This is a genomic window from Synechococcus sp. CCAP 1479/9 (assembly GCF_019038535.1).
Lineage (GTDB): Bacteria > Cyanobacteriota > Cyanobacteriia > PCC-6307 > Cyanobiaceae > Cyanobium.
Genome location: NZ_JAFKRK010000016.1, coordinates 396,382 through 415,748, shown reverse-complemented (window position 1 = coordinate 415,748; position 19,367 = coordinate 396,382). Strand labels below are relative to the sequence as shown.

24 protein-coding genes are annotated in these 19,367 nt (G+C 71.5%); 15 read left to right on the top strand and 9 right to left on the bottom strand.

Features of this window, described 5'->3' with window-relative positions; genetic code table 11:
* Window positions 1-48 precede the first annotated feature (48 nt).
* The 3 genes from KUG38_RS06375 (at window position 49) to KUG38_RS06365 (ending at window position 3,168) form a co-directional block, all read left to right on the top strand.
* Window positions 49-1,218, top strand: coding sequence for a DUF2157 domain-containing protein (locus KUG38_RS06375; RefSeq protein WP_216919955.1), 1,170 nt, complete (start codon window positions 49-51; stop codon window positions 1,216-1,218).
* A complete protein-coding gene (locus KUG38_RS06370) occupies window positions 1,215-1,724 on the top strand; it encodes a hypothetical protein (RefSeq protein WP_216919945.1) in 510 nt (169 codons plus the stop codon). Before KUG38_RS06375 ends, KUG38_RS06370 begins: the two co-directional genes overlap by 4 nt.
* A 67-nt stretch (window positions 1,725-1,791) precedes the next feature.
* A complete protein-coding gene (locus tag KUG38_RS06365; protein ID WP_216919942.1) occupies window positions 1,792-3,168 on the top strand; it encodes a lysophospholipid acyltransferase family protein in 1,377 nt (458 codons plus the stop codon).
* Window positions 3,169-3,184: 16 nt separating this feature from the next.
* Here the strand turns inward: KUG38_RS06365 and KUG38_RS06360 are convergent, their stop codons facing one another.
* Window positions 3,185-3,844, bottom strand: a complete 660-nt coding sequence (locus tag KUG38_RS06360) for a 2OG-Fe(II) oxygenase (protein ID WP_216920201.1) — start codon at window positions 3,842-3,844, stop codon at window positions 3,185-3,187.
* Between the two features lie 208 nt (window positions 3,845-4,052).
* On the opposite strand from KUG38_RS06360, the gene KUG38_RS06355 reads away from it, so the two are divergent.
* Window positions 4,053-5,318 (top strand): ScyD/ScyE family protein, encoded by a 1,266-nt coding sequence (locus KUG38_RS06355; RefSeq protein ID WP_216919940.1) that lies wholly within the window; start codon window positions 4,053-4,055, stop codon window positions 5,316-5,318.
* On the opposite strand, the gene KUG38_RS06350 is transcribed toward KUG38_RS06355, so the two are convergent.
* Window positions 5,233-5,712: a protein phosphatase gene (locus KUG38_RS06350; protein ID WP_216919939.1), complete on the bottom strand. Its 480-nt coding sequence runs from the start codon at window positions 5,710-5,712 to the stop codon at window positions 5,233-5,235. The genes KUG38_RS06355 and KUG38_RS06350 overlap by 86 nt on opposite strands.
* Before the next feature lie 62 nt (window positions 5,713-5,774).
* Between KUG38_RS06350 and KUG38_RS06345 the strand changes: the two genes are divergently transcribed.
* The 7 genes from KUG38_RS06345 (at window position 5,775) to KUG38_RS06315 (ending at window position 11,446) form a co-directional block, all read left to right on the top strand.
* Window positions 5,775-6,029: a hypothetical protein gene (locus tag KUG38_RS06345; RefSeq protein ID WP_094585220.1), complete on the top strand. Its 255-nt coding sequence runs from the start codon at window positions 5,775-5,777 to the stop codon at window positions 6,027-6,029.
* 14 nt (window positions 6,030-6,043) lie between these two features.
* On the top strand, window positions 6,044-6,913 hold the full coding sequence (locus tag KUG38_RS06340; RefSeq protein ID WP_216919936.1) for a methyltransferase domain-containing protein: 870 nt from the start codon (window positions 6,044-6,046) through the stop codon (window positions 6,911-6,913).
* An 84-nt stretch (window positions 6,914-6,997) separates the two neighbouring features.
* Window positions 6,998-8,230 (top strand): extracellular solute-binding protein, encoded by a 1,233-nt coding sequence (locus KUG38_RS06335; RefSeq protein WP_216919934.1) that lies wholly within the window; start codon window positions 6,998-7,000, stop codon window positions 8,228-8,230.
* The gene (locus KUG38_RS06330) at window positions 8,227-9,459 is read left to right on the top strand and encodes a mechanosensitive ion channel family protein (protein ID WP_216919932.1); all 1,233 of its coding nucleotides are present in this window, start codon (window positions 8,227-8,229) and stop codon (window positions 9,457-9,459) included. The genes KUG38_RS06335 and KUG38_RS06330 overlap by 4 nt, the downstream gene beginning before the upstream one ends.
* 68 nt (window positions 9,460-9,527) lie before the next feature.
* Window positions 9,528-9,896 carry an AbrB family transcriptional regulator gene (locus KUG38_RS06325; RefSeq protein WP_015110192.1) on the top strand — a complete coding sequence of 123 codons (369 nt, stop codon included), beginning with the start codon at window positions 9,528-9,530 and terminating at the stop codon, window positions 9,894-9,896.
* A gap of 262 nt (window positions 9,897-10,158) precedes the next feature.
* A complete protein-coding gene (locus tag KUG38_RS06320; RefSeq protein WP_216919930.1) occupies window positions 10,159-10,371 on the top strand; it encodes a DUF8657 domain-containing function in 213 nt (70 codons plus the stop codon).
* Between the two features lie 238 nt (window positions 10,372-10,609).
* Window positions 10,610-11,446 carry a metal ABC transporter permease gene (locus tag KUG38_RS06315; RefSeq protein ID WP_094585374.1) on the top strand — a complete coding sequence of 279 codons (837 nt, stop codon included), beginning with the start codon at window positions 10,610-10,612 and terminating at the stop codon, window positions 11,444-11,446.
* A gap of 7 nt (window positions 11,447-11,453) precedes the next feature.
* Here the strand turns inward: KUG38_RS06315 and KUG38_RS06310 are convergent, their stop codons facing one another.
* From KUG38_RS06310 to KUG38_RS06295, 4 genes are read right to left on the bottom strand one after another with little or no spacing between them, the layout of a single operon-like run.
* Window positions 11,454-12,146 (bottom strand): cupin domain-containing protein, encoded by a 693-nt coding sequence (locus KUG38_RS06310; protein ID WP_216919928.1) that lies wholly within the window; start codon window positions 12,144-12,146, stop codon window positions 11,454-11,456.
* Window positions 12,143-12,721: a sigma-70 family RNA polymerase sigma factor gene (locus KUG38_RS06305; RefSeq protein ID WP_216919926.1), complete on the bottom strand. Its 579-nt coding sequence runs from the start codon at window positions 12,719-12,721 to the stop codon at window positions 12,143-12,145. The genes KUG38_RS06310 and KUG38_RS06305 overlap by 4 nt, the downstream gene beginning before the upstream one ends.
* Window positions 12,718-13,683, bottom strand: a complete 966-nt coding sequence (locus KUG38_RS06300; RefSeq protein ID WP_216919923.1) for a DMT family transporter — start codon at window positions 13,681-13,683, stop codon at window positions 12,718-12,720. Before KUG38_RS06300 ends, KUG38_RS06305 begins: the two co-directional genes overlap by 4 nt.
* Window positions 13,684-13,697: 14 nt before the next feature.
* Entirely contained in the window at window positions 13,698-14,423 is a 726-nt protein-coding gene (locus KUG38_RS06295; RefSeq protein ID WP_216919921.1) for an anti-sigma factor domain-containing protein, read from the bottom strand.
* A 202-nt stretch (window positions 14,424-14,625) separates the two neighbouring features.
* On the opposite strand from KUG38_RS06295, the gene KUG38_RS06290 reads away from it, so the two are divergent.
* Both KUG38_RS06290 and KUG38_RS06285 read left to right on the top strand, forming a co-directional pair.
* Entirely contained in the window at window positions 14,626-15,507 is an 882-nt protein-coding gene (locus tag KUG38_RS06290) for a hypothetical protein (protein WP_216919919.1), read from the top strand.
* A gap of 110 nt (window positions 15,508-15,617) precedes the next feature.
* Window positions 15,618-16,118, top strand: coding sequence for a DM13 domain-containing protein (locus tag KUG38_RS06285; RefSeq protein ID WP_216919917.1), 501 nt, complete (start codon window positions 15,618-15,620; stop codon window positions 16,116-16,118).
* A gap of 15 nt (window positions 16,119-16,133) precedes the next feature.
* On the opposite strand, the gene KUG38_RS06280 is transcribed toward KUG38_RS06285, so the two are convergent.
* The 3 genes from KUG38_RS06280 to KUG38_RS06270 are packed head-to-tail and all read right to left on the bottom strand — an operon-like array spanning window position 16,134 to window position 17,798.
* A complete protein-coding gene (locus KUG38_RS06280; protein WP_286195661.1) occupies window positions 16,134-16,865 on the bottom strand; it encodes a molybdopterin-dependent oxidoreductase in 732 nt (243 codons plus the stop codon).
* Complete coding sequence (locus KUG38_RS06275; RefSeq protein WP_216919915.1) at window positions 16,865-17,449, bottom strand: cytochrome b/b6 domain-containing protein; 585 nt, start codon at window positions 17,447-17,449, stop codon at window positions 16,865-16,867. The genes KUG38_RS06280 and KUG38_RS06275 overlap by 1 nt, the downstream gene beginning before the upstream one ends.
* Before the next feature lie 4 nt (window positions 17,450-17,453).
* Entirely contained in the window at window positions 17,454-17,798 is a 345-nt protein-coding gene (locus tag KUG38_RS06270) for an ArsR/SmtB family transcription factor (protein WP_216919913.1), read from the bottom strand.
* A gap of 189 nt (window positions 17,799-17,987) precedes the next feature.
* Between KUG38_RS06270 and KUG38_RS06265 the strand changes: the two genes are divergently transcribed.
* Window positions 17,988-18,851: a sulfite exporter TauE/SafE family protein gene (locus tag KUG38_RS06265; protein ID WP_286195660.1), complete on the top strand. Its 864-nt coding sequence runs from the start codon at window positions 17,988-17,990 to the stop codon at window positions 18,849-18,851.
* Between the two features lie 154 nt (window positions 18,852-19,005).
* Complete coding sequence (locus tag KUG38_RS06260; protein ID WP_353617732.1) at window positions 19,006-19,365, top strand: GNAT family N-acetyltransferase; 360 nt, start codon at window positions 19,006-19,008, stop codon at window positions 19,363-19,365.
* Window positions 19,366-19,367: the final 2 nt, after the last annotated feature.

The window sequence follows — 19,367 nt, the reverse complement described above, 5'->3', positions numbered from 1 at the left end:
CACGCGGAGCACGGCTCCGGAGCCACCCAATCCCCGTAGCCTCAGCCCATGGCTGATGGCTGGGAATCACGGCTGGAACGCTGGCGGCAGGCGGGCCTGATCGACCCCGCCGGCGCCGAGGCGATCCGGGCCTGGGAGAGGGCCCAGCCCGGCCGCCCGCGGCTGCGGGTGCCGGTGCTGGTGGCGGTCGCTCTCGGGGGCGTGCTGGTGGCCACCGGGCTGCTGCTGTTCGTCTCCACCCACTGGGCGGCCCTCGGGCCCGGCCAGCGCTTCGGCCTGCTGCTGGCGCTGGTGGTGGGCCTGCACGGGGGCGCCGCCGCCGTGGAGCGCCGCTTCCCGCCCCTGGCGGTGAGCCTGCACGGCGTCGGCACGGTGACCCTGGGGGCCGGCATCTTCCTGGCCGGCCAACTGTTCCACCTGGAAGCCCACTGGCCCCTGGGGCTGCTGCTCTGGGCCATCGGCGCGGGCCTGGGCTGGGCCCTTCTGGGCCAGTGGCCCCAGCTGGCGCTGCTGGCCCTGCTGGCGCCGGCCTGGCTGATCAGCGAATGGCAGCGGGCCGTCGAAGCCGCCGCCGACGGACTCCAGGGGGGATCCGGGGATCCAACGGCTTTGGCGGCGCCGGTGGCGGGCCTGCTGCTGCTCAGCCTCTGCTATCTGGGGGCGCCGACAGGGCCAGGTCCCGCCGCGCCGGCGCGGCGGGTGCTGCTCTGGCTGGGTGGGCTGGGCCTGCTGCCGGCGGGCCTGCTCTGGCACCTGTTCACCCACTGGGCGCCGGGCACGCCGCCCCCGCCCCTGCCGCTGCCGCTGGCGCTCTGCGGCTGGGCCGTGGCCCTGGGCACCCCCCTGCTGCTGGGCCTGCGCCTGCGGGGGCGGCGCACCTGGCCGCTGGGGGTGGCAATCGGCTGGATGCTGCCGGGGTTGGCGATGGCCTGGGGGAGCCATCAGGGCGCCGGTGTGTTCACCTACCTCTGGTGGGCCGTCGGCGGCCTGCTGCTGGTGGCCTGGGGCGTGATGGAGGGCCGCTCCGAGCGGGTCAACTTCGGCGCCGCCCTGATCGCCATCGACGTGATGACCTTCTACGTGTCCCAGGTGATGGACAGCCTGGGGCGCTCCGCCAGTCTGGTCGGCCTGGGGGTGCTGTTCCTCGGCGGCGGCTGGGGCCTGGAGCTGCTGCGCCGCCGGCTCGTGGCCCGGGCCATCGCCAGGGGGACCCCATGATCCCCGGGCCGGGGCGGGGCCTGCTGGTGGCCCTGCTGCAGGGCGGCCTGCTGCTGAGCCTGGGGGGCCAGCTGCTGCTGGATCGGGCCACCCGACCCCGGGGCTGGATGCTGAGCGAGCCGGTGGATCCCCACCTGCCGATCCGGGGGCGCTACGTGAACCTGGCCCTGCTGGTGCCGGCCCCCGAGGTGCCGGCCGGCCAGTCCAGGCCCTGGTCGGGGGAGCGGCTGGTGCTGCGCAGCGAGGCCGACCGGGTGCGGGCCACCCTGGCCACGGACACCACCCCCCGATCCGAGAGCCTTGCGGCGACACCGCAGGGCAAAGGCTGGCGCCTGGGGCCCTCGGTGGCCTACTTCATCCCGCCCGGGGTGGACGATCCCTCCCGCCGCCCGGCCGGCGAGCAGCTCTGGGTGGAGGTGACCCTGCCGGCGCAGGGTCCGCCCCGGCCGATCCGGCTGGGGGTGCGGCGGGGCGAGGGGCCGATCATCCCCCTCGAACTGCGCTGAGACTGACCCTGGGCCAAGGCTGACCCTGGACACAGCCCGCCCCCGGCGGCCCGCCTAACCTCCGCCGATGGCCACCGCCCCGCCCCTGGAGTTCCTGCCGCCCCGCCTGGATGGCCGGGTGCTGGCGCTGGGCCGGCTGGTGCTGCCGCTCTGGCTGCGCTGGCGCTGCCGGATCGCGGCGGTGGAGGTGGAGGGTATGGACACGCTCGTGGAGGCGATGCGCTCCTTCCAGGCCGGGGAGAGCCGGCTGCTGCTCGCCTTCCGGCACCCGAGCCTCGACGATCCCCTGAGCATGGCCCGGCTGCTGTGGGTGGAGCTGGCCCGGGCGGGCCGGCGGCAGGGCCTGCGTTTCGATCCGGCGCCCACCGGCCAGTTCCTGTTCGACCGGGGCATCCCCCTCTGGGCCGGGCCGACGATGGGGTGGCTGTTCACCCACCTGGGGGGCGCCTCGATCCAGCGGAGCAAGGTGGATCTGCCCGCCCTGCGGACGGCCCGGAAGCTGCTGCTGGAGGGGCCCCATCCCTTCGCCCTGGCGCCGGAGGGCGCCACCAACGGCCACAACGAGCGCCTCAGCCCGCTTGAGCCCGGCACCGCCCAGCTCGCCTTCTGGACGGCGGCCGACCTGGCGGAGGCCGGCCGCCGCGAGCGGATGGACCTGCTGCCGATCGGCCTGCAGTACAGCTTCATCGAGCCGGTCTGGGGGGCGATCGAGACGCTGCTCTGCCGCCTGGAGGAAGGGGCCGGCCTGAGCCCCGATCCCGGCCACGACCTTGACCCCTCAAAGCTGCACCAGCGGCTGGTGCTCCTGGGAGAGCGGATGCTCGAGCAGATGGAGGTCTTCTACCGCGACAAGGTGCACCTGGCCCTGCCCGAGGAGTGCGCCCCCGCCGCGGACAGTGCGGAGCCGGAGCCCGCCTTCGGGCCCCGGCTGCAGCGGCTGATGGATCTGGCCCTGCGGCGGGTGGAGCAGTCCTTCGGCATGGGGCCCAGCGGCAGCCTCACCGACCGCTGCCGGCGCCTGGAGCAGGCCGGCTGGGATCGGCTCTACCCCGCCCGGCCCCCCGGCAGCGCCCCCCCCAGTCCCCTGGCCCAGGCCCTTGCCGACCGGCTGGCGGAGGAGACGGCGGCCCAGCTGTGGCACATGCGGGTGGTGGAATCCTTCGTCGCGGTGAGTGGCAGCTACGTGCGGGAGCGGCCGAGCCAGGAGCGCTTCGCCGACACCCTGCTGCTGCTCTGGGACACCCAGTGCCGGATCCAGGGCCACACCGCCAACCAGCGCCCCCGGCTGGGGCGGCGGCGGGTGCGGATCAGCATCGACCGGCCGATCGTGGTGGACGAGCGCCTCGCCGACTACCGCCGTGATCGGCGCCAGGCGGTGCAGGCGCTCACCGAGGAACTGGAGCTCCGGCTGGAGCGGCTGATCGTGCCGTCGCCCCTGGACTGACCACGGAACCGGGGCCTCAGCCGGCGGCGAGGCGCGCCACGTAGGCGTCCAACGTGCCGGCATTGATCCAGCCGGTGGCGATGGTCTTGCTGTGGGTCTGGCTGACGCGGCCCCGATGCAGGTGGGAGAGGCCGGCGGGAAAGATCGCCAGCTTGCCCTTGACGGCCTCCTCGTGGTGGTCCTGCCAGTGGAATTCGGTGCCGGCGTCGGGGACCGTGTCGAGGTAGAGGATCCAGGCCAGCACCCGGCGGATCGGCTCGGTGGCCTCATCGCTGGTGTTCCAGTCGCAGTGCCAGCTGTAGAACCCCTCCCCAGGCGCGTAGCGCTGCAGGTTGAAGATCGGGTTGACGAACAGGGAGCGCTCCGGGCAGCAGGTGAGGAACAGGGGCCGCTCGGCCAGGTAGCGCTTCAGACCGGCGGAGACGCCGCGCATGATCACGTCCGCCAGGCCCTGGGCCTCGGGGTCGGAGCGGTCGATCCACACCAGGCTGATGTCGGTGGAGATCTTGCCGGGATCCGCCGCCCCCGCCGCACCGGGATCGCCGGCGCCCGCCTCGGCCCCGAAGGAGAAGGCGACCCCGCGCCGCTGCAGGTCGGTGCGGCGGTCGAAGAAGGCCATCGCCGCATCGGCCAGGGCCACATAGCCGGGATCCTCGAAGCTGCCGATCAGCCGCATCCGCGCCCGGGACCTCAGGGACATGGAACCTAGAACGCAGGCTCGACGTCCAGCGGGGGTGTCCTCGGCGTCTTGACGGGGCCCGCAGGATCGGCAGAGTGCCGCCTGTCGCCTCCCCCGGACCGTCTTGCCGATGACGCCGTCGCCGCTGCACCCCGCCGCCCCCCAACGCCCGCTCCGGCCTGGCCATCGTCTGCTTGGCCATGGGTTGGTTGGCCTGGCCCTGGGGGCCTGGGCCGGCGCCGGCCTGCTGGCCGCAGGCGCCCCCGCCGACGCCGCTCCGTACCGGGTCCGGACCCTGGCGACGGGGCTGGAGAATCCGCGCGGGTTGACGATCGCGCCGAACGGCAACCTCGTGCTCAGCGAAGCGGGCCGGGGCGGCAGCGGCCCCTGCCTCGTCGCCGGCAGCGGCAACACCCTCTGCTACGGCACCACCGGCGCCGTGGGCCTGTTCGACCGCTCCACCAACATCTATTCCCGGGCGCTCTCCAACCTGCCGTCCCTGGCGGTCCAGTCCTCCCCCCTGTTCCCCGAGGGAACGGGCCTGGCGGACCTCGCCTTCAACGGCTCCGGCCAGCTCTTCGGCGTCTTCGGCTTCGGCGGCAACCCCACCCTGATCCCCGGCGCGGGCAGCCCCCTCTTCGGCAAGACGGTCGCCATCGACCTGGCCGCCGGCAGCCTGACGCCCCTGGCCGACATCGCCGGTTTCGAAGCGACCCAGAATCCCGACGGCAAGGATCTCAACAGCAATCCCTTCGCCCTGGTGGTGCGCGGGGACGACACCTACGTCACCGATTCCGGCGGCAACAGCCTGGTGAAGGCCGACGGCGCCAACCAGGTCTCGCTGGTCAACGTGTTCCCCGATGAACTCGTCACCACCCCGCCGCTGCCCTTTCCCTTCCCCTTCCCCGAGGTCCCGGCCCAGGCCGTGCCCACCGGCATGACCATCGGCCCCGACGGGGCGCTGTACATCACCCAGCTCTCCGGCTTTCCCTTCGCCCCCGGGACCGCCGACGTGTTCCGCTACGACTTCATCAACCCGGTGACGAAGTTTGCCGGCGGCTTCAGCAACCTGATCGACATCGCCGCCGGACCGGATGATGCGCTCTACCTGCTCCAGTACAGCGATGACTTCTGGGGCCCCCCGTCGGGCAGCATCCTGAAGCTGGGCCTCGATGGCAGCGTCCGCACGATCTTCGATGACCTGGTCAGCCCCACGGGCCTGGCCGTCGGCCGCGACGGCACGATCTACGTGGCCAACGATGGCGACGGGGTGAACGGCGAGCTGCTCGCCCTCACCCCGTCGCCGGTGCCCGGCCCCCTGCCCCTGCTCGGCGTCGGCGTCGCCTTCGCCCAGGCCCGGCGCCTGCGGCGCCGCTGCGCCGGCCTCAGCCCTGCCCGTTCCGCCAGGGCACGGCGACCAGCGCCTCCAGCGACTGCCAGCGCCCTCGATCGTCCGACACCAGAGGGCTGAGGCCCACCGCCGCGAGGGCGGCGGCCGCCGCTGCCATGGCCTCCTCGGCGCCGGCGGCGGGTGCGGGCCCGGCCTCCAGGGGCAGCACCAGCACCTGCTGCTCGGCCGGATCGGCCATCACCCGCAGGTTGAGGTCGGGGAGCTCCCGCTCGAAGAACAGCCGCCGCATGCGGGCCGTGAGCGCCGGACCCAGGGCCGCCGCGAAGGCCTCGAGGGCCCGGGCCTCGCCGGAACAGCCGCAGCTGAGGGCCAGCCAGATGAGCAGCTTGGCCCAGCTCTCCGCCGTCCACAGGGGCGGGAAGCTCTGCCGGTGCTGGCGCACCAGCTCCGCAATGGCGAAGTCGAAAAGGGTGCCCTGCAGGGAGGCCACCGATGGCAGGGGTTCCTGATCCATCCAGCCATCCTGACGGCCAAGCGGCAAACTGCAGGGGCAACGACCGTCCCTGGAGACGCCCGATGGCCCTCGATCTGAACGATCCTGAGCTCGAGTTCGCCGATCTCGTCACCGCCTACCAGAGCTGGGTGATGGCCGTGATCAACGACGAGAAGCTGGGGGGCGACAAACTCCTCACCGACGACATCGCCGACGACGCCCTGAACGCGATGCGCTTCCTGCCGGACGTGGTGACCAGCGCCATCGAGACCACCCTGGCCCGTGTCTACGACGTGGACCCCGACGAACTCGCCGAACTGCTCTACCCCGAGGACTGAGCAGCGCCCGGTCGATGACCTCAGGCGACACGCCGGCGGACACCTACATCCTGGGGACGGAACCGGAGGAGCAGGAGCGGCTGCGGCTGCAGCATGAGCTCTGGCGACCGGCCGCCATCGCGGCCTGGGAGCGGGCCGGCCTGGGGCCAGGCCAGCGGGTGCTTGACCTCGGGGCGGGGCCCGGCTTCTGCGCCCTCGATCTGGCCCGCATCGTCGGCCCCGGCGGCCGGGTGCTGGCCCTGGAGCGCAGCGGGGCCTACGTCGCGGCGGCCCGGGCGGCGGCGGCGCAGTCGGGCTTCCACCAGCTGGAGGTGCAGGCCGTGGACCTGGGGGGGGCTGCCACCACGGACGACCGGGGCCACCGCGCTCCCGGGCTCGGCACGGGGGGCTTCGATCTGGCCTGGTGCCGCTGGCTGGCCATGTTCCTGCCCCGGCTCGAGCCGCTGCTGGAGCTGGTGACCACCAGCCTGCGGCCCGGCGGCGTCCTGGTGGCCCATGAATACGTCCACTGGAACACCTTCGGCCTCCATCCCGATGGCGCCGCGATCGCCCGCTTCCGCGACGCCGCCATCGCCAGCTTCCGCGGCGCCGGCGGCAATCCGGATGTCAACCGGCGCCTGCCCAGCCTGCTGGCGGCCCGGGGTTTCGGGATCGAGGAACTGCTGCCCCTGCCGGTGGTGGGTCGGGGCGGTGACCCCTGGGCCCGCTGGCTGGAGCGCTTCGTCACCCTCTACGGGCAGGAGCTGATCCGCCAGGGCCACTGGTCGGCCGAGGAGTCCGCCGCTGCGGCCGCGGCCATGGCCAGGGCGCGCCTGGATCCGGGGGCCTACTGGGTCGGTCCCACCGTGCTGGCCCTGCGGGCCCGCCGCGGGCAACACCCCTAACCTCCCCATGTGATCCCCCTCCGCCGCCGCTCCACCACCCCGCCCGGCCAGGGCCGATGCCAGGCCCGGATCAGGCGGCTCGCCGTGGGGCTCGCCATCCCGTTGCTGGCCACCCTGGGGGGCTGCCAGGGGCAGCGGCTGCAGCCGATCCTGCGCCCCCTCGAGGGCACCCTCTACATCGCGGTTGGGGTCAGCCAGGAGGCCCTGGACACCGAACTGCAGAAGGAAGTCCGTGAGCGCACGGCCCTGCTGCAGGCCTCGTTCCGCACCCTGCAGCCGCGGGTCCGGCTTCAGGTGGAAACCTTCACCGAGGAACGGCTGCGCAATGAGCTCCTGGTCCGCAACCGGACGGGCCTGAGCCCCGACCTGCTGCTGGTGAACGAGTCCACGGCCCAGGAACTGGCCCGGGAACGGCTCATCAGCACCGTGTCCTTCCCGGCCGCGGTGCTGGATCAGCTGGATGCGGGCTCCGTGCTGCGCGTGCGGCGCAGGGACGGCACCCTGACGGGCCTCCCCCTGGAGCTGCAGCCCCTTGTGGCCTGCTTCGATCGGCGCCGCGTCAGCCGTACCCCCGCCACCCTCAGCGAGCTTCTGGCCTTCAGTGCCAAGGGGATGGAGGTGGGGCTGTCTCTCGATGCGGCGAGCCTGGCCTGGACCCTGGGCCCGCTTGGGGCAATCGACGCCGTCAGCGACCTGCTGGCCGGGAAACCGGCGACCCCGGCGATGCGGACCAGCCTGGATGGCTGGCTGCAGTGGTTGCGCGCGGCCGACCTGCAGCAGCACGTCACCGTGTATCCCACCGAGCCGGAACTGCTGAAGGAGCTGATGGTGGGGAGCCTCGACTGGATTCCCTGCCGCAGCATCAACATCACCCGGCTCCGGTCGCGCCTGGGCAAGAACCTGGGCGTGTCCCCCCTGCCCTCCGGCCCCTTCGGCGCCGCCAGCCCGATCACCCGGGAGCGGGTGCTCGCCTTCGGGGTCAACTCCAGTCCGGACCAGCGCCAGCTGGCCCTGGCCCTGGCCCGATTCGCCATCAGTCCGCTGCACCAGCGAGACATGGTTCTTCGCAACCAGTACGTGCTGCCGGTGAACCGGAAGGTGGCTCCGCCGGTGAGCAGTTCCTCCGTGGTGGCCGCCATGGTGGAAGGCCGAAAGCAGTCGATACAGAGCTCGACGCTCCGCCTGGAGGGGAAGACCAGCAAGGGCCAGAGGGACGCCTGGCAGGCGCTGCTCACCCGCTTCCTCTTTGATGACCTGAGCCAGGAGGACACCCTCAAGGGCCTGATCGACCTCCTGGGTGGCGAGAGGTCCCGATGAACATGCTGCTGCTGGAGATCTTCGGCTGGTTCGGCTACCTGCAACGCATCGAGGTGCGCATCCAGCTGATCCTGCTGCTGCTCGTGTTCATGGGCCAGGGGCTGCTGGGCCGGCGGCTGGCCCCGCGGTTTCCCCCGGCAGGGCGGCCGAAGCTGGTGATCCCCACGCTGCTGGGCCTGCTGTCGCTGGCCCTGGGGCTGGGCGGGCAGCCCTTCGGCCTGGTGCTGCTGGGGCTGCTGCTGTATCTCGGCTGGCTGGGGCTGGGCGGGGTGCGACTGCTCCTGGGCCGCTTCATCCAGCCCCAGCCGATGCAGTTGCTGGAGACGCGCCTGATCCGCCCGGCGTACCTGCTGGTCTCCGCTTTGCTGGTGATCCGGGTGTTCGACAACCCCCAGGATCTGGCCCTGATCCCCATCGGTGAATGGTTCGGCTCAGAAGTGACGGTGGGCAGCTTTTTGCTGGCGGTGGTGATCCTGTATGTGCTGGCCATGGGCACCGGGCCGCCGGCCCAGGGTGTGGCCTGGCTGGTGCAGCGCAGTGTGGGCATCAGCAACGGCAGCCGCCGGGCCCTGGCCCTGATGATCCGCTATGCGGCGGTGGCCGTCGGCATCGTCTGGGCCCTCGATCACGTGGGCTTCAACCGCACCGCGATCCTGGCGGTGGCCGGCGGTCTTTCGGTGGGCCTGGGTTTCGGCATCAAGGAAGTCTTCTCGAACTTCGTCAGCGGCCTCTGGCTGTTGTTCGAGGGGTCGGTGCGACCGGGGGAGGTGCTGTTCATCGACGGTGATCCCTGTGAAGTGCGCAGCCTCGGCCTGCGGGCCGCCGTGCTCTGGCGCGACCGGGATAACGCCGAACTGGTGATCCCGAATCAGACCTTCTTCACCAGCACCACCGTCACCTACACGGGCACCGACACCCTCCGGCGCAGCCAGGTGCTGGTCAGTGCGGCTTACCACCACGATCCCGACGACGTGATCGCCCTGCTGGAAGCCACGGCCCGCGGCCAGAGCCGGATTCTGGCCACCCCGGCGCCGAAGGGCCTGCTGCTGCGTTATGGCGATTCCTCCATCGACTACGCCCTGCGTTTCTGGATCGCCAACCCGATGGATAACGTCTCCATCTGCAGCGAAGTCCAGGCCGCCATCTGGCGGGTCTTCCGGGACCGGCAGATCGAGATCCCCTTCCCCCAGCAGGTGCAGTACCAGGTGGACGGTCCACCCAAAAGCTGAACCTGGCTCCCCTGGCGATCGCAGGCCCGAGTTGTAGAATTTCGGCCAATACCAACCGCCATTGCATCATGCTCAAAGGTGCCGATCTGCTCGCCAAGGTGAAAGAGCTGGGCGATGCCTCGAAGTCCGATCTGGTGCGCAGCTGCGGCTACGTGAGCACCAAGAAGGACGGCAACGAGCGCCTGAACTTCACGGCCTTCTACGAAGCGCTTCTCGATGCCAAGGGGATCAACCTCGGCGACGGCGTCGGCAAGGCGGCCACCAAGGCCGGCCGCAAGCTCGGCTATACCGCCAAGGTCCAGTTCAACGGCAACCTGCTGGTGGGCAAGGCCTACACCGCGATGCTGGGCCTCGAGCCGGGCGATGAGTTCGAGATCAAGCTCGGCCGCAAGGCGATCCGGCTGGTGCCCGTGGGCGGCTCCGACGACGACGAGTGAACCGGGCCCGGCGACAGCCGGTCCGTGAAGCTATGTACGGGCCAGCGCTGTCGCCGTCGCTTCCGATTTAGATCAAAGGTGCGGGCCGGGGAGATTGATCAACTCCCCATCGCCTCGCAAAGTAGCCCCCTTCGGGTCACGCTCGAGGGGGGCTACGTGTGTTCAGGGTCCGGGCCCTGTGCTTTGGAATGCACACGGTGGGGCGAATCGTCAACCAATTCGCAACCTTCTGTTACGTTGAAGGCTGCTGCGTGGTCCATCCATGCCTCACACCCCATCCCATCCGGCAGCAGCCCTGCACCCCGGCAGCTTCGTGGCGCTGGGCAGCCGCCAGGGCGGCACCTACCAGGTGATCAGCATCGACGAGGAAACCGACAGCTGCTGGGTGCGGCGCTGGCCCCTCACCCGCCACGGATCCCCCGCCTTCTCGGTCGCCCTGCCGGATCTGCGTCCCCTGCACCGCCCCTCCCACTGAGCCCTTCCCCCTTGCCCTGCACCGGAGTACAGCCATGATCCCGATGGGTTTCGTCATCACCTCACGGTTGTTCTGCCGCGCCGGTCGCCTGGCCCTGCTGGCGGCCTCCCTGGCCCTGGTCGCCGAGGCGCTGGACCTGGCGCTGGCCCACACGTTCTCCTGAGGCCCCGCCCGAGCGCCCTGGGTACCCTGAGCCGATGGCAGCGACGGACCGGGGACAGCGCCCATGACCGAGGGCATGGCAGGGGCATCGACCCTGGTGGAGCTGCTCCAGCTCCCCTTCATGCAGCGGGCCCTGCTGGGCGGTCTTCTCAGCGGCGCCCTCGGCGGCGTGCTGGGCAGCTTCGCCGTGCTGCGCCAGCTCTCCTTCTTCAGTGACGCCCTGGGCCATTCGGCCCTGCTCGGCATCACCCTGGGCCTGCTGCTGGGGATCGATCCCACCCTGGTGCTGATCCCCTTTGCGGTGCTGTTCGCCCTGATGACGAACCAGCTGGTGCAGCGCAGCAAGCTGCCGGCCGATGCCCTGTTGAACATCGTCTATTCCTCTTCGCTCGCCATGGCCGTGGTGGCCCTGAGCCTGCTGCACGTCTACAAGGGCGGGATCCAGCAGCTTCTGTTCGGCGACATCCTGGGGGTCACCTGGCTCGACCTGGCCCTGATCGGGGCCCTGCTCGTCGTCACCACCGGCTACCTCACCCTCACCCGGCGCGACCAGGTGCTGCTTACCCTCGACGAACCCCTCGCCCGCTCCCGGGGGGTGGCCGTGTCCCTGCACCGGCTGCTGTTCCTGGTCCTGCTGGCCGTGGTGGTGGCCATCTCCGTCAAGGCGGTGGGGGTGCTGCTGATCAGCGCCTTCGTGGTCATCCCCGCCTGTGCCTCGCGGCTGGTGAGTCGGCGCTTCGGCACCTATGTGGCCCTCTCCGCCGGACTGGGGGCCGCCGGCGCCGTGCTCGGCCTGCTGCTGTCGGCCGCCTTCGCGCTGCCCTCCGGCCCCTGCGTCGTGATCGCCCAGCTGGTGGCCTTCCTGGTCGCCCTGGCGGTGGCACCGCTGCGGGGCCGGGCGGCGACCTCCTGAACCGCGATCAGCCGGGCCGGGAGGCCGTGCCCGGGTCGAGGTGGCCCGTCTTGACCCAGATCAGGCAACCGCGGCTGCTGAAGGGGGCATGGCGACTGCCGGCCGGGTTGCGCAGCCAGGTCCCGGCCGGGTAGGCCCCCTGCTCGTCCTCGAACACCCCCTCGAGCACGAAGATCTCCTCGCCCCCCGGGTGGGCGTGGAGGGGGAAGCGGGTTCCGGGCTCCCAGCGCACCAGGGCCACCTGTTCGGTGCCGAAACCGTGCAGGGGCAGGACGCTCAGCCCGGGCACCAGGCCGGGCACGAAGGTCGCGCCACCGGTATCGATCACCACCCGCGTCTGGTCGGCCGGATCCATCTGCCGCAGTTTCACCAGGATCGTGCAGCCGGCCGCACTGCAGGGCGCATGGGAGGAGCCGACCGGGTTACGGACGTAGGTGCCGGCGCCGTAATCGCCGTACTCATCGGAGAAGACCCCCTCCAGCACGAGGAACTCCTCGCCGCCACCGTGCTGATGGGGGGAGAAGTGGCTGCCGGGGGCGTAGCGGACGAGCGAGGTGGCCCGGGCAACCTCGTCGCCGTCGCGTTCCAGCGGGCGCCGCTCCACCCCGGCCAGGGGCGATGGATGCCAGGCCAGGGCCCCGCTGTCGACGACGACCCGCAGGGCCGGATCGGCATGGAGCTGGGTGGGGAGGGGCGTCATGGCTGGGGGGGCGCGTCGTGGAGCAGGGCGCGCAGGCGGATCAGGCCCTGGCGGGCCCGGGTCTTGACGGTACCGAGGGGCAGCTGCAGCAGGGCACCGATCGCCGACTGGCTCAGCCCCTCGTAGTAAGCCATCTCCAGCACCTGCCGCTGGTTGACGGGGATGGCGTCGAGGGCCTGGCGAACCCTTCGCGCCAGGTCGTCCGCCTCCGCGTGTTCCTGGGGGGTGGGCACGGCAGCGGGGAACAACTGCTCCGACCAGCGTTGCACCAGCTGCCAGCGGTTCTTGCGCTGGCTGATGCGGTTGAGCGCCATCGAACGCGTCAGCAGGAGCAGATAGGCCAGGACCGGTCCCCTGGACGGGTCGTAGCGATCCTGCTGCCAGAAGCGCAGGAAGACGTCGTGGGTGAGGTCTTCGGCCTCCTGGCTGGAGCGGCACAGCCGCAGGGCCAGTCGATAGACGGGGCCGCCGCAGCTGTCGTAGAGGTCGGCCAGGCCCCGGGAGCTGGCCTGCTGTTCCCCCCGGTGGGTCCCCAGGCCTGTGCCGCCCGTGGCATCCGGGTCGGGGGGAGTCACGGCCAAGGGGGCACGGGGGCGGGGGCAGCAGGAAGAAGTACCGACGTCGGCCCGGATCGGATCGGCCAGCGCCAGCGACTGGCCAGCACCCCCGCCAGCACCAGCGCCGAACCGGCCAGGCTTGCCTCCTGGAGCGGTTCCCCCAGCAGGACGGCCGCACTCAGCAGGGCCACCACCAGCGACAGGGAGCTCCACAGGGAGACCTGCGCCACCGGCAGGTGGCGATAGGCGAGCCGCAGGGCCAGTTCCCGGCCCAGGGGCAGGGTGAGGGCATAGAGCCCGATCACCCCCACCACCCACCAGAGCTGCAGCAGCAGGAAATGGTGGGGGCCGAACAGCACCAGGGCGATCACGCCGAAGACCAGGGCCGACACCAGGTTGGTCGCCCCGACACTGACCCCCAGGGGCAGACGCCGGCGGGCGACGAGGCGGCCGCTGACGGACGCCGCCCCATAGGCCAGCACCCCCACCAGGGCCCAGGCCAGACCCGCCGTCCCATCCATGCCGCCACCGGCCGCCGCCATGGACACCGACGGCAGCAGCAGACCGACGGAGATGAGAACCAGGCTGATCCAGAAGCTGCGCGGCAGGGCTTCCCCCAGCCAGCCACGGGCCAGCAGGGCTGACACCGGCAGGACCAGGGCGAAGAGCAACGTCTGGCTGATGACCGACAGCGATTCCAGGGCGAGGTAGTAGGCGACGGGGCCGAGGAACAGCCCCAGAAAGGCATCCACGGCCAGCAGGCGCCGATCCGACGGCACCAGGGCGGCCAGATCGGCCGTCAGGGTTGTTCGCCCAGGCCATAGGGCCGCCAGCCCCACCGCGAGCTGGGCGAGAAAGAACAGGTTGCAGAAACTGATCGGATCCATGCCCCGCACCGGATGGTCGGCCCCGAACTGCTGCAGTCCCTTGAGCACCGTGGCGTCGAGTCCCCGCAGCAGCACGTACAGCAGCAGCGGCACTACGCCCCTGCCCATCAGATGCTGCTGGTGAGCACCAGGCGCCCGCTGGGGCTGGCCCCCACTTGATCGTTCTCCACCGTGACGCTGACCCGGGTGGCGACGCTGGTGGGCATCGTCGGAATCAGCATCGCCACGTGCCCCTGCCCCGTGGGCACGAAGGCGACGCAGCCCACCTTCTGGCCGTCCACATCGGCCCAGAGGCGATACACGTGGTGGGGCGGCGGTGGAGGCAGATCATTCAGCATCAGCACGTTGTGGGTGGGGTTGCCGGTCACCATCACTTCCCCTGAAGCGGAAACGGAGGGATCGACGGCCGCCAGCGCCATGCGGCGGGATGCCCCAGCCACGGGAACGGCAGCATGGAGATGGCCCTGGATCTGCGCCAGCTGCTGGCGGGTCTGGTGCAGCTCATAGCCCAGCCCCAGCAGGGCCAGCCCCACCATGGCCGGCCACGCCCACCGAGTGGGGATCGGCCCCCGGGTGGGTCGTGCCGCCGGCCCGGCCCCCAGCCGATCCATCAGCCGCTGGCGCAGCCGCGGCGGGGGCGTGGCCGTCTGGGGCAACGCCAGGGGCATCAGTTCCAGCGTGGTGCGGAACTCGTTCAGCCGCTGGCCGAGCTCGGGCTGCTCACGCAGCAGGTCGGTGAGTCGCTGCCGCTCCGCCCCATCCAGATCACCCAGGGCGTGGCCCGCCAGCAGGGCATCGAGGCTGTCGTCAGGGGTGGCGTCGTCGGAGATCACGGCAGACCCAGGCTTGCTTTCAGGGGCACCCCGCCGTGGGCCTCGGGCCTCAGGGTAGGGCGGGCCGGCCGGCTGGAACGGGGGTTCGGCATGGGTGGGGAACGCTCCGGAAGCCCGCGACGGGGTGGGGACATGGGTACTACCGACGATGGAACCGATCGGATCTGCGCACCTACTGTTCGGGTGTCCGGCTGCGGCCCCCGTGCGCCTGCCCCACCTCGACCGCCTGCGTGCCCTTCTGGGACAACCGCAACGGGCCCTGGGCCATCAGCGCAGCCCCTGGACCAGCCTCTGGCGCCAGCCGGTGTCGATGGCGATGCGGATGCCCTGGCCGGTGTTCTTCCTGGCGATGACGCTCATCTACCTGGCGGAGGTGCTGATCTTCGCCCTGGCGTTCCAGCTGGATGCCGGCCATGTGGAGGCCGACGGGGCGATGGGGCTGCCCGCCACCGGCATCTTCGCCCTGCAGAACCTGTTCAGCGCCAGCTTCCAGTCCGCCAGGGTCAGCTCGCCCTACACCCTGGGCCTGGCGGCGGCCCAGCGGATCGTCGGCATCCTGACCACCGCCATGGTCACGGGTCTGTTCTTCCTGCGGTTCACCCAGGTGGATTCCCCGTTGCGCTTCAGCCGTCGGCTTTGCCTGAGCGGCTGGCCCGGTGGGCACCTCAGCTGCCGCTTCGTCACCGCCGACCCCAGTTACTGGTTGAAGGTGTCGTACACGATGACCCTGTTCGTCGATGAGGAGATCGAACCGGGGTTGTGGCAACGCCGGGTGCACCCGTTGCCGCTGCTGAACCCCTCCACGCCCCAGCTGCACGTGACGGCGGTGCTGACCCACCCGCTGACCCCGGAGAGTCCCCTGGTCCAGCTGGGTCTCGACGCCATCGCCAGGGCCAGCGGTGCCCTGATGGTGCTGGTGGAGGGTTCCGACGAAGTGACGGGATCGTCCCTGCTCCAGGTCCACCACTACCGCATCGAGGACATTCTCCAGGGCCGGACCTTTGCCGATCTGGTGTCCATCGACAACCGGGGGCGTCGCCTGGTGAATCTCGAAGCCATCGACCGCACCGTGCCGATCACCTGACCCGGAACCGGATCCAATCCGGACCGGCCGCTGACGGGTATCTCCCGGTGAGCGCGGGTTCTGGCGACGCAACGCCTGGCCTGTCCCTCGCCCCTCACACCGCATCCCCCATGACCCGCTCCACCCGCGCCCTGCTCCGCACCGGCGCCCTCGGCCTGGTCACGGCCACGGCCCTCTCCGGTGCCGTCCTGCACGCCCGCAGCCTCAGCGCTCCGATCCCCCCCGCCCCGGCTTCCCTGGGCCAGGCCATGGCCATGGCGATGGCCAGCGGCAGCTTCCGCAAGGCGGAGGCTCCGGTGACCGGTGGCTTCTCGATCAGCGAACAGGGCGGCAAGACGGTGCTCACCCTCAGCGGCGACTTCAAGACCAACGACATGGCCCCGGATCTGAAGGTGATCTTCAGCCCCTCGGCCACGCCCCTGGCCGCCACCAAGGCCCCCGGATTTCCCCTCAAACCGGGCAGCTACACCGTGCTGGCCTCGCTGAAATCCAGCAAGGGGGGCCAGAGCTACGTGATCCCCGCCTCGATCGACCTGAAGGCCCAGAAATCGGTGCTGATCTGGTGCCAGAAGTTCAACGCCACCATGGCCTGGGCGCCCCTCAAGGCCTGAGCGACACCGGCGCGATCAGAGCCCGGCGAACCACTCGTAACCCCTGTCCTCCCAGGTGCCGAGGCGGTCGCCGAGGCTTGTCATCAGCTCCAGGCCGGTGACCCACTTGCTCTGCTTGTAGCCGAGCTTGATGGGGCTCGCCAGCCGCACGGGGGCGCCGTTGGCCACGGGCAGCGGCGCCCCGTTCATGTGGGTGGCGAGCAGGGTCTGGGGGTGGAGGGCAGAAGCCAGATCCCAGGTCTCGAAGTACTGGTCGGCGGAGCGGATCGCCAGATAGGCCCCGAGGGGAGACGGGCCCGCCAGGGCCAGCACATCGGCCAGCCGCGGGCCTGACCAGGCGACGATCGCCGCCCAGCCCTCCACGCAGACGTGGCGGATGACGCACTCCCGCTGGGGCAGGGCAGCCAGGGCGGGCAGATCGAGGCGCAGGGGCCGGCGCACCGCCCCGTTGACGACGAGCCGGTAGCTCTCGGGCGCCAGGTTGGGCGTGCCGTTGAAGCTGTTGACCAGCAGGGCGGCCGGCTCCACCTGGCTGCGCCGGAACTCCGGCACCGGCCCCTTCCCCTGCAGCAGGGCCTCGATCCGTTCGTTCAGCGGCTGGGTGGCCGCACCCACCGAGCCGCTCCAGCGGTTGAGGCCGCAGCCGCCGAGCAGCAGGGAGGAGCCGCCGGAGAGCAGCAGGCCGAGGGCGCGGCGGCGACCGGGGAGATCGGCCATCTCGGGGATGCCCGGGTCGGCGCCCCGCATCAGAGGGCCATCCGCCGCAGCAGCCGCAGGCCGCCCACCCGCCAGGAGAGCCCCACGTGGGCCACCAGCAGCAGCACCATGGCGGGGATGGTGGCCAGGTGGCAGAGCCGCAGCGTCTGCCAACTGGAGTGGCCGGCCGGCTCGGCGAAAGCGAACAGGGACACCAGCCACCACAGCTGGGCCGGCTTGTACATGGCCAGGCCCGTGATCAGGCTGAAGGCCAGCACGACCAGCATCAGGGTGTAGGTGATGCGGTGGCTGGCCAGGCGGCGCCGCGGTGCGCTGGCGCTGTGGCGCAGGGTTCCGAGATCGCCGCCGTCAGCCAGACGGCGGTGGCGGCGCTGCAGCAGTAGGCCGATCCAGAGCCCCAGGTTGGCGGCGTACAGACCCATGACGCCGAAGTGCCAGTCGCGGCCGCCCGCCAGCCAGCCGCCGAGGGCGAGCCACTCGGGCACGGTCACCCCCGCCCGGCCGCCGAAGACCGGATTGGCGTTGTAAATCTCAAGGCCGCTGGCGGCCATCAGCAGCAGCACCAGCAGGTTGAAACCGTGGAAGGCCCGTGTCCACAGGGGGTGGGGGCCCATGGCCTCAGGCGGTCTGGAGCTGGTCGAGCTGCTGCTGCAGGCGCTGCTTCATGCGCGTCTGGACCAGGTGGCAGAGCTCCTCCACCAGCTCGGCGTCGGCCCGGTAGATGAGACGGACCCCTTCGCGCTCGCAGCTGACGAGGCCGGCCCGCTGCAGCTGGGAGAGCTGGCGGCTGATGTGGGACTGGCTGAAGCCGGTGGCCTCGATCAGGGAGGCGACATCACAGGGACCCTGGCGCAGGTGGCAGAGCAGCTGGAGCCGGGCCGGCTCGCTCAGCAGCCGGAAGAACTGGCTGAACTCCTCCAGCAGTTCCGGACTGGGAATCGACCCGGGACCGACCACGCCCATGACAGTTCACTATGCCGCTAGCGACATTATGCAGCGCCTTTCCCGCCGATGGGGCGCAGACGGCAGCAGCTTTTCACTCTTTTGCCGTTATATGCGTGTATAGTCATAATAAGCAGCCGATCCCGCCTCGATGCCCGCCCTTCCCCCATCGCCACGCCATGCCGCACAGCCCTGGCAGGGGGGGCGTTCTTGAGCGCCGCCCTGCTGCTGCTGATGGCCTCCGGCGGTGCCGTGATCGGCTTCCTGCTGGCGGTGCTCGGCGCCGGCGGCTCGATCCTGCTGCTGCCCCTGCTGATCAGCGGCGCCGGGCTGCCCACCCGTGAGGCGGTGCCCCTGTCGCTCCTGGCCGTCATCCTGCTGGCGGTGGCCAACGCCGGCCCCTACCTGCGGCGGCGCCAGGTGGCGCCCCGGCCCGCCCTGATCCTGGGGGTGCCGGCCCTGGCCGGCAGCTGGATCGGCGGCTCCCTGGTCAAGCAGGGGCTGATCCCCGAGCCGGTGCAGCTGGCCGTGTTCGCTGCGGCCGCCCTGGTGGCCGCCTGGCTGCTCTCCCGGCAGCGTCGCGGCACCGGCAGCGCCACGCGCCCCACCGGTTCCCGGCGGGCCGGCGCGACCCTGGCCCTGGCGGGCCAGGGGGTGCTGGTGGGCCTGCTCACTGGCATCGCCGGCGTGGGCGGCGGCTTCGCCATCGTGCCCGCCCTGGTGCTGCTGGCCGGTCTGCCGATGCCCCTGGCCAGCGGCACCAGCCTGGTGCTGATCGCCACCAACAGCCTGGTGGCCCTCGGGGCCCTGGGGCACTGGCCGGCGGCCGGCCTGCCCCTGCTGGCGCCCCTGATCGCCGGCGGACTGGTGGGGGCGATCGGCGGCCAGGCCCTGGCCCCCCACCTCTCCGATCGCCACCTGCGCCAGGGCTTCGCCGCCCTGCTGGTCGGGTCGGCCCTGCTCACGGGCGCCGAAGCCCTCCAGCGCCAGCGCAGCCTCGGCGCCGCCAACCACCCCAGCCATGCCGTGCCCCACAGCTCGGTCCGGTGTCACGGCATCTGCCCGGTACGGTGACCAAATCGATCGTGGTGCAAGCGGCGGGATGATCCGGGCTTACGAGCCGGCCGACTGGCCAGGGGTGTGGGCGGTGCTGGAGCCGGTGTTCCGGGCCGGCGAAACCTTCCCCCACGACCCTGCCATCGACAGCGACGCCGCCCGTTAGGCCTGGGTGGGGGCCGTCGCCGCCACCTTCGTGGCCACCGATGCGGACGGCGCCATCGTGGGCACCTACTACCTGCGCCCCAACCAGCCGTGCCTGGGCGCCCACGTGGCCAACGCCGGTTATGTGGTGGCCGAGGCGGCCCGGGGCCGGGGGGTGGGCCATGCCCTCTGCCGCCACTCCCAGGAGGAGGCGCGGCGGCGGGGCTTTACGGCGATGCAGTTCAACCTGGTGGTGAGCACCAACACCGCCGGCGTGGCCGCCTGGAGCCGCAACGGCTTCCGCACCATCGGCCGGCTGCCGGGGGGCTTCCGCCATCCCCGCCTGGGGGAGGTGGACGCCCTGGTGATGTTCAAGACCCTGGCCTGAAA

Excerpts from the sequence above, each read along its gene's own strand:
- KUG38_RS06375 (WP_216919955.1), top strand. The coding sequence starts at position 49 with ATGGCTGATGGCTGGGAATCACGGCTGGAACGCTGGCGGCAGGCGGGC.
- KUG38_RS06370 (WP_216919945.1), top strand. The coding sequence starts at position 1,215 with ATGATCCCCGGGCCGGGGCGGGGCCTGCTGGTGGCCCTGCTGCAGGGC.
- KUG38_RS06365 (WP_216919942.1), top strand. The coding sequence starts at position 1,792 with ATGGCCACCGCCCCGCCCCTGGAGTTCCTGCCGCCCCGCCTGGATGGC.
- KUG38_RS06360 (WP_216920201.1), bottom strand. The coding sequence starts at position 3,844 with ATGCGGCTGATCGGCAGCTTCGAGGATCCCGGCTATGTGGCCCTGGCC.
- KUG38_RS06350 (WP_216919939.1), bottom strand. The coding sequence starts at position 5,712 with ATGGATCAGGAACCCCTGCCATCGGTGGCCTCCCTGCAGGGCACCCTT.
- KUG38_RS06345 (WP_094585220.1), top strand. The coding sequence starts at position 5,775 with ATGGCCCTCGATCTGAACGATCCTGAGCTCGAGTTCGCCGATCTCGTC.
- KUG38_RS06340 (WP_216919936.1), top strand. The coding sequence starts at position 6,044 with ATGACCTCAGGCGACACGCCGGCGGACACCTACATCCTGGGGACGGAA.
- KUG38_RS06330 (WP_216919932.1), top strand. The coding sequence starts at position 8,227 with ATGAACATGCTGCTGCTGGAGATCTTCGGCTGGTTCGGCTACCTGCAA.
- KUG38_RS06325 (WP_015110192.1), top strand. The coding sequence starts at position 9,528 with ATGCTCAAAGGTGCCGATCTGCTCGCCAAGGTGAAAGAGCTGGGCGAT.
- KUG38_RS06320 (WP_216919930.1), top strand. The coding sequence starts at position 10,159 with ATGCCTCACACCCCATCCCATCCGGCAGCAGCCCTGCACCCCGGCAGC.
- KUG38_RS06315 (WP_094585374.1), top strand. The coding sequence starts at position 10,610 with ATGGCAGGGGCATCGACCCTGGTGGAGCTGCTCCAGCTCCCCTTCATG.
- KUG38_RS06310 (WP_216919928.1), bottom strand. The coding sequence starts at position 12,146 with ATGACGCCCCTCCCCACCCAGCTCCATGCCGATCCGGCCCTGCGGGTC.
- KUG38_RS06285 (WP_216919917.1), top strand. The coding sequence starts at position 15,618 with ATGACCCGCTCCACCCGCGCCCTGCTCCGCACCGGCGCCCTCGGCCTG.
- KUG38_RS06280 (WP_286195661.1), bottom strand. The coding sequence starts at position 16,865 with ATGCGGGGCGCCGACCCGGGCATCCCCGAGATGGCCGATCTCCCCGGT.
- KUG38_RS06275 (WP_216919915.1), bottom strand. The coding sequence starts at position 17,449 with ATGGGCCCCCACCCCCTGTGGACACGGGCCTTCCACGGTTTCAACCTG.
- KUG38_RS06270 (WP_216919913.1), bottom strand. The coding sequence starts at position 17,798 with ATGGGCGTGGTCGGTCCCGGGTCGATTCCCAGTCCGGAACTGCTGGAG.